This is a genomic window from Alphaproteobacteria bacterium (assembly GCA_023898745.1).
Lineage (GTDB): Bacteria > Pseudomonadota > Alphaproteobacteria.
In genome coordinates, this window is record CP060237.1 from 822,839 (window position 1) to 834,779 (window position 11,941).

14 protein-coding genes and 1 rRNA gene are annotated in these 11,941 nt (G+C 36.5%); 7 read left to right on the plus strand and 8 right to left on the minus strand.

Annotated elements, in window-relative coordinates; translation table 11 throughout:
• Positions 1-10: 10 nt before the first annotated feature.
• Both mrdA and H6850_04085 read right to left on the minus strand, forming a co-directional pair.
• Positions 11-1,702, minus strand: a complete 1,692-nt coding sequence (gene mrdA, locus H6850_04080; protein ID USO02256.1) for a penicillin-binding protein 2 — start codon at positions 1,700-1,702, stop codon at positions 11-13.
• A complete protein-coding gene (locus tag H6850_04085) occupies positions 1,699-2,760 on the minus strand; it encodes a rod shape-determining protein (GenBank protein ID USO02257.1) in 1,062 nt (353 codons plus the stop codon). The genes mrdA and H6850_04085 overlap by 4 nt, the downstream gene beginning before the upstream one ends.
• Positions 2,761-2,876: 116 nt before the next feature.
• Here H6850_04085 and H6850_04090 point away from each other — a divergent pair, with 116 nt between their 5' ends.
• The 5 genes from H6850_04090 to radA are packed head-to-tail and all read left to right on the plus strand — an operon-like array spanning position 2,877 to position 6,975.
• Positions 2,877-3,146, plus strand: a complete 270-nt coding sequence (locus tag H6850_04090; protein ID USO02258.1) for a transcriptional regulator — start codon at positions 2,877-2,879, stop codon at positions 3,144-3,146.
• A gap of 39 nt (positions 3,147-3,185) precedes the next feature.
• The gene (locus H6850_04095) at positions 3,186-4,088 is read left to right on the plus strand and encodes an ABC transporter substrate-binding protein (protein USO02259.1); all 903 of its coding nucleotides are present in this window, start codon (positions 3,186-3,188) and stop codon (positions 4,086-4,088) included.
• 1 nt (position 4,089) lies between these two features.
• Entirely contained in the window at positions 4,090-4,893 is an 804-nt protein-coding gene (locus H6850_04100) for an ABC transporter permease (GenBank protein USO02260.1), read from the plus strand.
• Entirely contained in the window at positions 4,880-5,638 is a 759-nt protein-coding gene (locus H6850_04105; protein ID USO02261.1) for an ATP-binding cassette domain-containing protein, read from the plus strand. The genes H6850_04100 and H6850_04105 overlap by 14 nt, the downstream gene beginning before the upstream one ends.
• Positions 5,639-5,661: 23 nt before the next feature.
• Positions 5,662-6,975: a DNA repair protein RadA gene (gene radA, locus H6850_04110; protein USO02262.1), complete on the plus strand. Its 1,314-nt coding sequence runs from the start codon at positions 5,662-5,664 to the stop codon at positions 6,973-6,975.
• A gap of 14 nt (positions 6,976-6,989) precedes the next feature.
• Here radA and H6850_04115 read toward each other — a convergent pair whose 3' ends face one another.
• Together H6850_04115 and H6850_04120 are read right to left on the minus strand one after the other, a co-directional pair.
• Entirely contained in the window at positions 6,990-7,367 is a 378-nt protein-coding gene (locus H6850_04115) for an FKBP-type peptidyl-prolyl cis-trans isomerase (GenBank protein ID USO02263.1), read from the minus strand.
• Between the two features lie 39 nt (positions 7,368-7,406).
• The gene (locus H6850_04120; GenBank protein USO02264.1) at positions 7,407-9,170 is read right to left on the minus strand and encodes a hypothetical protein; all 1,764 of its coding nucleotides are present in this window, start codon (positions 9,168-9,170) and stop codon (positions 7,407-7,409) included.
• Positions 9,171-9,339: 169 nt separating this feature from the next.
• On the opposite strand from H6850_04120, the gene H6850_04125 reads away from it, so the two are divergent.
• Positions 9,340-9,723, plus strand: a complete 384-nt coding sequence (locus tag H6850_04125; GenBank protein ID USO02265.1) for a hypothetical protein — start codon at positions 9,340-9,342, stop codon at positions 9,721-9,723.
• A 4-nt stretch (positions 9,724-9,727) separates the two neighbouring features.
• Here the strand turns inward: H6850_04125 and H6850_04130 are convergent, their stop codons facing one another.
• Positions 9,728-10,087 carry a hypothetical protein gene (locus tag H6850_04130; GenBank protein ID USO02266.1) on the minus strand — a complete coding sequence of 120 codons (360 nt, stop codon included), beginning with the start codon at positions 10,085-10,087 and terminating at the stop codon, positions 9,728-9,730.
• Between the two features lie 115 nt (positions 10,088-10,202).
• Here H6850_04130 and H6850_04135 point away from each other — a divergent pair, with 115 nt between their 5' ends.
• Positions 10,203-10,583, plus strand: coding sequence for a hypothetical protein (locus tag H6850_04135; GenBank protein ID USO02267.1), 381 nt, complete (start codon positions 10,203-10,205; stop codon positions 10,581-10,583).
• Positions 10,584-10,711: 128 nt separating this feature from the next.
• On the opposite strand, the gene H6850_04140 is transcribed toward H6850_04135, so the two are convergent.
• The 3 genes from H6850_04140 to rrf form a co-directional block, all read right to left on the minus strand.
• The gene (locus H6850_04140) at positions 10,712-10,867 is read right to left on the minus strand and encodes a hypothetical protein (protein ID USO02268.1); all 156 of its coding nucleotides are present in this window, start codon (positions 10,865-10,867) and stop codon (positions 10,712-10,714) included.
• Entirely contained in the window at positions 10,851-11,594 is a 744-nt protein-coding gene (locus tag H6850_04145; protein USO02269.1) for a class I SAM-dependent methyltransferase, read from the minus strand. Before H6850_04145 ends, H6850_04140 begins: the two co-directional genes overlap by 17 nt.
• Before the next feature lie 161 nt (positions 11,595-11,755).
• A 5S ribosomal RNA gene (rrf, locus tag H6850_04150) occupies positions 11,756-11,870 on the minus strand.
• Between the last annotated feature and the right edge of the window lie 71 nt (positions 11,871-11,941).

Here is an 11,941-nt window from a genome sequence, read left to right on the forward strand (position 1 = left end):
TTTAATGAAATTACGAAGAAGGGCCAACAAGCAGAAATTCTAGAGCATCTTTAGATAACTCTACAGCAACCCTGCTTTTACCTGCATGTTCAGCAATCACAACAACAACATATTTTGGATCCTTCACTGGGCCATACCCAACAAAAATCTTATGATCTTTGAGATGATAATCTCTATCTATATCTCCGCGCTTTCTTTCATGACTATGAATTTTACACACCTGAACTGTTGAGGTTTTACCCGCCATTCCTAACCCATCTTTTGTATAAAACGCACAATCGCGTGCCGTTCCTTTTGTGGTAACATCACTCATCAGATGGCATAATTTTTTTAGATGCTTTTCATCGAAATTTAAATGTTCTTTTTGAAAAATAGCCTCTTGATTGATATGCGGAGTTATTCTATACCCACCATTTACAAGCGCAGCCGTTGTGGTTGCTAATTGCAACGGTGTAGACAGTAACTTGCCTTGACCAATAACGTAGTTGCACGGATCCTCTCTGAAACACTCAAAGAAAGATAGTAAACGTCCTTTTTTTTCATACAACATATCTAGATGTGTTATATTACCAAAACCCAACTTTTCTGCTGTTTTATTAAATTCATACAGTGAAATTTTCTGAGCAAGCTCATAAAAATAAATATCACATGATTCCGCAAAGGCTCGCTCCATAGAAATGGGTCCGTGACCTCCGCTTCTCCATGTCCAGCAATGGTACTTTTGTCCTTTTATATTAGTATGTCCGCGACACACAACATCATCTAAACGAATACCTTTTTCAAGCGCTGTTAAAAGAATGGTTAGCTTAAAAATAGAACCAGGACTATATAAGCCTTGAACTACTTTATTATATAGTGGATTAAAAGGATTTTTTTGCAAAGCGTTCCAATCTTTAGAAGAAATAGAATGTGCGAATACATTAGGATTGAAAGTTGGGTAGGATATAAGTGCTTTAATTGCGCCCGTATGAATATCCATTACTACAACACCTGCACTTTTCACATCCTTTTCTCTTAGACATTTCAAAAGATGTGTTTGAAGTTTTATATCAAGCGTAGTTTTAATATTCTTGCCTTTCTGTCCTAAGTGTTTATCAAGATTTCGTATAAATCTACCTTTAGCATCAACCTCTTCCTCCATTTGATAAGGCACTCCCATTAAATCTTCATCATAATATGCCTCAACTCCCAATCCTCTACCCAGATAAAGGTCAGAAATGTTATTCAACTCATCTTTTTCATTTGCAATTGACACATACCCTAAAACAGAAGAAAAAATCTCCGGAAATTTATATACACGCTTATAACTTGCTTCTATCTTCACTCCAAGCAAATTATTAGATTCTAGCAAAGCAACTTGCTTCCAAGATAGCGATGGATAAACCAAGATGTAAGAGCGTCTCCTATAAACAGGAAAATCTTTTATAGGGATAATTTTATTCAAACGCTCCAATATTTCATTAAACTCTTTCTTATCATATGCCGTAATAAAAGCCTTATACGTAGGCTTATTCTCAGCTAAAATAACATCATTTTCATCTGTAATAACACCTCTCTCATTAGACACAAGTCTTAAATGGATATAATTATTTTTGGATAAAAATTTTAAACGCTGACCGTTAAAATACTGCAACGAGATAACGCTCGAGAGTAAAATAAGAAATAAAATGAATTTTATAAAAAAAACTTGAACAACCTTCAAGCTGATTCATCCATTAAAATATGCTTCTGTTTCAAGGATTTAATCTCTTCAAGCACTTTTCCAGTTCCTAAAACAACACTTTGCAAAGCATTATCATGAATATAAACCGGAACCCCTGTCGCCTGTTTTAATACAACATCAAGATTTTGTAGCAATGCGCCTCCGCCTGTCATTGTGATTCCGCGTTCAAAAATATCTGAAGTTAGCTCTGGTGCCGTTGTTTCTAAAGATTCTTTTACACCTTCGCTAATAGCGCGAACCACTTCTGACAACGACTCAACAATTTGTGATTGCGTAATGGTTACTTCAGATGGAACGCCAGTTAATAAGCTACGTCCTTTAATTGTCATCTTGATTGATGGACTTTCCTTCGTTTCAACTGCTGAGCCAATAGATTTTTTAATTTTTTCAGCTGTTGCTTCACCAATTAAAAGATTGTGCGTTCGACGGATATAATGCGCAATTGCTTCATCCATCTTATCTCCTCCTACCCTTACGGATAGTGCGTTCACAATACCACCAAGAGAAATTACAGCAACCTCAGTTGTTCCTCCGCCAATATCTACAACCATAGATCCAACAGGATCTGTCACGGGTAAATCCGCACCAATCGCTGCCGCCATAGGCTCCTCAATAAGATACACATTGCGCCCACCAGCGCTCTCAGCCGCTTCTTGAATCGCGCGCCTCTCAACAGGCGTTGCACCTGATGGAACGCAAATAACAATTTGTGGCGCTGCAAAACTTTTACGATTATGCACCTTCGCAATAAAATGACGAATCATTTCTTGAGCCACATTAAAATCAGCAATAACACCATCTTTCAAAGGTCGAATAGCTGTAATATGTCCTGGTGTTCTTCCTACCATTAACTTTGCTTCTTCACCAACGGCCAACACATGATTTTTTCCATGTTTTTCTGAAATTGCTACCACGGATGGTTCATTTAACACAATTCCTTTTCCTTTTACATAAACCAGTGTATTTGCCGTTCCAAGATCAATTGCCATATCTCTGGAAAGAAATCCAAAAAGTCTTCGTCCTATTCTTGGAAACATTATCTTAATTACATATCGATATTTCTCACATGTTACAATACTTTTGTTTAAAAAGCTAGTTGATATTACTGTGCTACTATGTTAGTATAATAGTATAATATAATAAAATTATCTCTATGACTTCGCTCGAAAAAGCATTAACACTTATATCAGATGAGAAAGTGGCTGAAGCATTTTTAAAGGATATTTGCACACCTCAGGAATTGAAAGCTCTTAAGGAGCGTTGGAAAATTGCACAATTACTTCATTTCAAAAATCTATCTTACCGTGAAATTCACGAGCAAACAGGCGCAAGTCTTACAACTGTAGGTCGGGTTGCAAGATTTTTACGAGAAGAAAAGAACCAAGGATACCTTAAACTATTACAAGAAACCTTGTCATCCTGAGCATATAGCACGGACAACAAAAAAAAGGAGGAGGAAATTATGTCAAGATATTTCTTAATATTTAGCTCGATATTTATGAGTTTCTTTATCGGCTGCGACACACCCAAAAATAACACTAGAACAATTTATCTTACACAAATTGTAGAGCATCCTGCTCTCAATAGAACGCGAGATGGAATTATCGATGGTTTAAAAAAAGAAGGGTATAATATTCAAAAAATAAAAAGTGCAAACGGGGAAATTCTGCTTGCCATTCAAATTGCGAAACAATTTATGGCTGATAAACCTGACGCAATTATTGCTCTTGGAACGCCATCAGCACAAGCTTTTTTAAAAACTAATACCCCTGTATTTTTTTCTTCCATCACAGATCCCGTAGCGGCTGGATTAATGAAAAATACTAATATTAGCGGCGCATCCAACTATATCCCGCTAGAACCACAGCTGAAATTTTACAAACAAGTTTATCCAAAATTAAAAAAACTTGGAACCTTATACAGATTAGGAGAAATGAACTCCATTGCGCTTAATGAAAAACTTGCAAAAATTGCACCAAAAATGGGGATTGAATTTAAAGCGGTTGGTATTTATCAATCCCAAGAACTCGCGCAAGCTGCAAAGCAATTATGTATGGACGTTGACGCTATTCTTATAACAAATGACAACCTTGCTTTATCCGGCTTCAAAACGATAGTAAAAATTGCAAATCAATATAAAATCCCTGTATTTGTTAGCGATACAGATATTTTAGATCAAGGTGCCATCGCCTCTTATGGACCAAACCAGTATGAACTAGGCCTTAAAACAGCCGAGCTTATTGTAAGTTACTTTAAAACCGGCAAAATGCCAGAGATTTATTATCCAGAATCTGGCACGCAAGTTGCAAATTACCAGCAAGCACAACTTCTTGGTATAGCGCTTCCAGAAAAAGCGGTAAGATAAAATGGTTATTTTAGAACTTGGACTCATCTATGGACTTGTTGCATTGGGTGTGTTTATAACCTTCCGCTTACTCAAGTTTTCTGATTTAACCGTTGATAGTAGCTTTACATTTGGCGCATTTATCGCAGCATATTTTATGAACACTCCAAACATAGGGCTCGCTGCATCTTTTATCTTTGGAGGCATTGCAGGCCTATTAACAGCAATTCTTCACAATAAACTCAAAATGGCTGATGTGCTAGCTAGTATTTTAGTGCAACTTGCTTTATATTCTATTAATTTACGAATCATGGGTGCGCCAAATGTTGTGTTAAATTACGACCTCCCAGTGCATACAATCATTTTATGTTTAACTATCTCAACTGGAGCGCTTATTTATCTGCTCAATACGATCTTCGGTTTAAGGTTTCGTGCATCCGGTCAAAACACAGCTTGCGCAAATTCTCTTGGCATTTCTGTAGAAAAAATGAAAACTATAGGTTTAATACTTGCCAATGGTCTAGTTGGATTAGCTGGTGGATTGATGGCATTTTATCAAGGATTTGCTGATATAAATTTAGGTATTGGAACTCTTATTACGGGGCTTGCTGCTGTTATTATTGGAGAGCAATTGTTTAAACCTTCGCGCCTATCTATTAAATGCCTCGCATGCATTGGCGGCGCGCTAATCTACCGTCTTATTATTCACTATGCATTAAAAGCTGACTTCATTTTCAAACCATCAGATTTAAATCTCATTACGGCAGGTATTGTTATTACACTCATTGCAGTTTCTAAACTAAGGAGAAGCTATGTTAACGCTTAAAAATGTCAAACTATCCATTGATGGAAAAACAATTCTTAAGGATGTATCGTTTGACGTGGAGCCTGGAACAATATGTATGCTCGTTGGACCTAATGGCGCAGGGAAATCCACATTATTTAATGCTATTGCGGGTCAACTCACCTTAGATAAAGGTAACATCATCCTGAGTGAGCATAGCGAACGAAGGATCTCCCTAAGACAAACGCAGAAAGATCCTTCGGCTTCGCCTCAGGATGACGTTGATCTAAACACCTTTTCTGAGCAAGTACGATCTCAATACATCGGCCGCGTTTTCCAAGATCCAAAATCAGGTACAATTGCAGATTTTTCCATTTGGGAAAACTTTACCCTTGCCTTCAATCAGTTTAAAAAACACTGGTGGAATTATGCGTACGACACACATCAAAAAGAAGAGTTTACAAAAATTATCAAGAATTACCTTGGAAAATCTATGAATTTAGACCAAAAAATGCAGCTTTTATCAGGCGGGCAAAGGCAAATTTTGAATTTAATTATGACAACTCTTGTGCATAGCCCCATTCTGCTTTTAGATGAACATACGGCAGCGCTTGATGCGCAAACCAGCACTTTTGCGATGGAGCTCACACAAAAATTGGTGCGTGAAAGAAATTTATGCTGCTTAATGATTAGCCACAACACTGAGTTTATCAAAAAATACGGTGATCAAATCATTGAATTAAAAGATGGAGTAACGCGAAAAATTGATGCAAATCTGGTAAACTGAGAAAAATATAAGAATAATCAATCATGTCAAAATATACCTGTAATGCCTGCGGCGTCATAACATCCAAATGGTCTGGTCGCTGCGAATCCTGCAAAGAATGGAACTGCGTTGTAGAAGATCTTCAACAGCGCTCGCGCAACCATAAAGTCAATAAAGATATTTTTTCAACCTTAGATAACGTCGAAGAAATTGATATGCAGCGCCTCAAAACAGGTATTGATGAATTTGATCGTGTTTGCGGATCTGGTATTGTAAAGGGGTCCGTTATTCTTATAGGCGGAACACCCGGTATTGGAAAATCTACTCTCATGTTGCAAGTTGCGTCTCAAGTCGCAAATAATGCAATTTGCGCTTATGCAACGGGCGAAGAAGGGTTATCGCAAGTCAAAATCAGAGCGAAACGTCTAGACACCAAAGAAGAAAACTTTTTTATGACAACTAGCACAAATGTAATAGAATTGGTCCACGCCTTTGAAAATTTACCAAATTTAGGGGTTGCGATAATAGATTCTGTTCAAACCATGATGCATCCAGATATTGATTCTCCTACCGGATCTATCTCGCAAATTCGCGCCGTGACACAAACACTAATTGACTCTGCAAAACAACATAATTATGCCGTTCTATTAATTGGTCATGTGACTAAAGATGGCTCACTTGCAGGACCTCGCGTATTAGAACATATGGTAGATGCTGTTCTATATTTCGATGGTGATACACAATATGATTACCGCATTTTGCGAACCAGCAAAAATAGATTCGGTCCAACCAACGAGATTGGGATCTTTAAAATGACACAGCAAGGTCTCAAGGAAGTTAAAAATCCTTCATCGTTATTCCTGAATGAAGATTCAGATGTTAGCGGAACAGCTATTGCAGCTGGCATAGAAGGCACGCGTGTTCTTTTGTGTGAGATTCAAGCGCTTGTCACATCTTCTTTTCTGCCATCTCCAAGGCGCGTCAATGTTGGCTGGGACCACAATAAACTATCCACTCTTGTGGCTGTTATTCAGTCACGTTGTAAAATTCCTTTAAGCGATAAGGATATTTATCTCAACTTGGCTGGGGGGCTTACTTTTAAAGAGCCGGCTCTAGATCTTGCGGTTATTGCAGCGCTCATGTCCGCTATTTATGATAAACCTATTACAAACAAAAGTGTGTTTATTGGTGAAGTCTCTCTTTCAGGGTCTATCCGCCCTGTCTTAAAACTTGATGAACGAATTAAAGAAGCTAAGAAACTTGGGTTTGAAACGATTTACTGCAATGTATCCGGAGAAAAGACTCCTGAAGGAGTGACAAAAGTTACGCATATTAGAGATATTAAAGCGCTATTCTAACATGCGCTTCAATATCAATGAATCTCAACAAGCTCTACATCAAAATACAATGTGGAGTTCGGAGGAATAGCACCCAAATCTCTTGCGCCATACCCTAGCTCTGGAGGAATAATCAAGGTTCTTTTTCCACCAGGCTTCATGCTTAATAATCCTTCATCCCAACCTTGAATGACCTGCCCAACACCTACAATAAATTGAAGGGGTTGCCCTCTATCATAAGAACTATCAAATTTTGTTCCATTTGCAAGTGTGCCTGTGTAATGAACACTAATTTTTTGCCCAGGTTGCGGACATTCACCTTTTCCTTCTTGAGTTTCAATATATTCTAATCCTGTATCTGTCTTAACTTTGTTTTGCATGCCGCATATAAAAATAATCACTCTATGCTTCATGGTAGCACCATAAAACAAAAAACTGTTAATCTTTACTCACTATGCCATTGCGTAAGGAAGAGGATTACTGATAGGCTCTTTATCCTCTACAGCGTTACCAGAACCGCATGAATCACAAATCAACCCACAACATCCAAAAACATCACGTACACACTGAAGACATGAGCGATCATCAAAATTTACCTTGTAAACCTCATTTGAAGTCACAAACCCATTTCTAGCAGAAGAAAAGTAATTCTGCTGCGTTATAAAAACACCTTTCGCGTTTTCAGCTCTTAAAAAATTCATATGAGAAGAACAACAGGAAGGGCCATGATCACAACAAAAACATGTACACTCTGAACAGTCACAACATGCAAATGGATGTATGCAATTTTTAAGTTCTTGCCATACTGTGAATGCGTAATTTTCCCAAGGACTGAAAGGCGCTTCACTTCCAATCCCAGAGCTTGCAACCTCCTCAATGCCTATCTCTCTATCAAACGTTAGACTAGGAGGCAAAACAATTTTTGACATACAGCCTACATGAACATCTCCTGCATAAAAACGAAATTTCACGGATGGATTCACTATTGTAAGTAACTTCACCATATCAAAAAGTCTTTTTAATGAATCAGAATCATACTTCCAACCATCCTTCATATCATCTTGCAACTCAGTCGTTCCATCGATAGGGTTTTGCTCGTCAGTCAAACACCCAGCAAGCCATAGTGGAAAACTTGGAAATACAATTGGTATCACTATCATAATATCTACTGTTTCTAGCTCTTTAACATTTGAAAGCAAACAATCATACGCTTGCGTAAAAGCTCCATTTGATATCATTAGACCATCCTCTCGCTTCATCCTCATATCAAAAGCAACCAAGGCCTTTTTTTGAGATAATCTGTAGATTTTTCCAGAAGTATCATCTAAAAATCCATTTGCTCGAGTTAACTCATCTTGTGTGACATGATGTTGGAACAATAAATATGCCTCAATGCCAATTGCGCGAATCAACTCAGCCAACCATAAGTTTGTTTTCCTCGCGCCGTCATAAAGCTCATGATCATCTAATTGCATAATTGCAAGACATGAGCGTGCCACATCTTTTATATCCAGATAACAACTAAGATAAAGTCTTGCAAAAAAATCTCGTAGCATATCTTTTATTTCTTTTTCCCTGGCTTTCATCCCTTCTTCATACTTCTGAATTTCATCGGCACTTCTCTTGCTCTTAATCCATTCAACCCATTCCTTAATGATTGGCAATTCAAAAATAGACGGTGCCTTTCCATCTTTCTCGTCAGAGTAAACCATATCGCCACCTATAAGTAATAATTGACAGCGTTTTTCCCTTATATCCTGCGCCACCCCCTTCCATAAATTTATTTTCCCCTTGGGTGTGCCGTTACATGACATATAATCAAAGTAAGGATTTTGGTCTTTTTTCCATAGATGAAAACTATTTTCTTCCCCATCAAGACGATATCTAATCTCTCTACCATCAAGCAAAAGTATTTTTTTGAATCTAAAAAAATTTAATGCTCGATAAACTGATGACTGCTCTTCGGTTTTGTATAATTTTTCCCCCAAATTTTCTATCAAAACTCGAGCGCCATCAATCATCAAATCAGGAGCTTCTAAACCAATTTTTCCAACAATTAAACCACTTACTGTAATCTTTTCTCCATCTTCGGCTCTATCAACAACCCAATTCATTAATTCATGTTTCGTAAATTCATGCCTATAACAACTAAATCTAGACATAATCGAATCTGCATCAGCCTCTTCTGCTTGAAGATAAGCAAAATTAATATTCAATAAAAAAAATAACAGCCAGCTTATTAAGCGTAAAAATTTCACAGCATTTATTTAAAAAAAACCTCTACCTAATTTACCGCAAAACTTATTAAAAAATATTAAATCCATTGCAATAAATAAAATACATTACATGATATAATGAACCAAGAAATTGCATTTCCTTAAGATAATGCCTTGTCAGTTTACTTATGAAAATCAAGCTGCAACTATTGTGCAAATCAATGAAGCAGGTGATTTTGCGCTTGTAGAACCATTGCTTGACCTGAATAAAGCTTGTGATGCAACTGAATGTTGTTTGTTTTTTAAAATCACCAACCCTTTTCAATTTCAAAGGCTTATTTTAACGAAAATTAATGCGTTTTTGGTGTCAGAGGGCTCATTAACACCTACCCCCGTTTCAAATGTAGAACCAAGAAGAATAACATTGGAACCGGAAAGTACGGATCTTGTTGAAGTTACACTTGAAACATGGATGGATCAAGATACTATATTCCTTGAACTGATAGGAAGCACAGAGTGCTTACGTAGAGAAGAAATTCTTGAAAAACTATAATGCATCAAACTAATGTTTGCCCTTTCACAGAAAGACTCACTTTATCACTTTCTTTCCACGGTCCTGACACATTAACAATAATATTTAATTCACCACAATTAACATCAATAATTTTTCCAATAGGAGATTCCGCAAAACTTAACTCAATATAAGAAGATGTGTTATCAATGCTCAATTCCGCCTGCGTAATTTTAAAACGACGTTTTTTAGATTGGTTAACCACCTTAAAGAACACCCTATTTTTCTCACCCAAACATGCATGATCTGATTCAGATTGAATAACAATAAATGCTTTTTGAAACTCTTCTAAATATTCGCTTTTTGAAATTTGGAACTCACAGTCGTCACATGACTGATATGTCATTTAGATAAAATATAAAATCTTTTGATCTATTTTACCATAAAATATAAATAATTCAATCTTGAAATATGTGTAAATAAATAATATAATGTATGTATAAAAAAATATAATTAAAATAATGGTTTGTACTCTTATCTCAAATAAATCAGCTGTACTGAGCGATTTTCCTTTTAATAATCTTGTCATTGAAGCTGATGGAGACGCAGGCTGCGCTGGTGAAACTTTAGCTGTTCAATTTAAGGTGACAAATACTAATACAAAGCGCAATGTGATTATTTTAACCGCAACAGCTGGATTATTCGATAGTAACGGTATGGATAAAAACATTCCGCTTGCGCCAGAGTTTTTACCAGGAAAAACAATCGAATGCAATAATGGGTGCATTCTAATTCGCTTCACTGTAAATGGAAATGATTGGCTTGATGGAGATTTTGTTAAACTTATTTCATTAACATTCAATACAGAAATTTGCACAAACAATGGATTTCAGTGCCCGTAATCAATGATCAATACACCTCTACTAGCAAATTATAAAATTATTCGCTGCAATGAGGATCAATCTTTATGCATCCTTGAATCTGATGTATATTCTTGTGCATTCCGTGGATTATATCCTTTCTCAGTCAATCATTTATGCCCCTCCATACCATCACCAAAACCAACTTTCACCTCTTCACGCTCTAATACTTTAGGTGTTGTTCTCACAATCACTCTTGGATCAGCTTTTCTGCTTATAGTAATATTTTTTATTCGAAGAAAAAATGCTTTAATGTTTGCGCGCAACCATAACAATACTTAAATTTTCATATATATGCACCACCTCAAAACCATTTCTTTTAAGCATACCCCTCAACTCTTCTACTGTATAAATCTGCAAAGTAAAAGAATGGTCTAAACATCGCACATTTCCTGAGGTTTCATAAATCTCATAATGATCATACGACTTCAATAAACCATTCTTTCTATCAAGCTCTGAATATTGTTTATGATGTATTTGAATACCATCAACGGTAAACTCATAATCCATTTTTAAATTATGGACCACTTCATCCGTCATAGCGCTTAAATTGAAAATATCAAACACATAAACTCCGCCAACCTTCAAATTATCCCATATATTTCGTATCGCTACCTCAAAATCAGATTTTGTAAGATGACCAATAGCATTAAAAATCGTAATAACAGCATCAAATTCACCAACTTTAAGTGTGCGCATATCACCATCAATAAACAAAATATCACAATCCATTGTTTGCGCTTTTTGTCTTGCAATATTTAAAAGTTTTGGACTAAAATCCGAACCTGCAACCTTATATCCAAGATTGGTAAGAAAAAATACCTGAGATCCAGTGCCGCATGTCATATCCAAAACAGTCTGAACACCATATTTCTTGAGCAAACTTTCAATAAAGGAATTCATTTTGGTGATTTTACTAGATGTATTATGCACATCAAAATATTCGGTTAACTCATGATACTCAAGAGGTAATCCCAAAACATTTCCTTCCATATCCCCTCCTTATATTCAACCACATCGGCTACGCCATAACACCCTCTTCAGTCTTCTTATTGATTATAACGATTATGTTTTAAGATAAAAGAAAACTAAGAATCAGATAGTCTTTTAAAAAAACAAGAGGAGGAATAATATATATTCCAAGCAAAAAACAAGATTGGTCATGACCTAATCTTCCAAGCCTTAAGGCTAAGTACCCTCGGCGCAGGAGCTTTTCACGTCTGAGTTCGAGATGGATTCAGGTGTTGCATCTCCGCTATGATGACCAATCATGTTTTGTGCTTTTTGTGTTTAATAACAAATGATTAAATTATGAGAGTGGTTGACTCTACTGTGTAAGT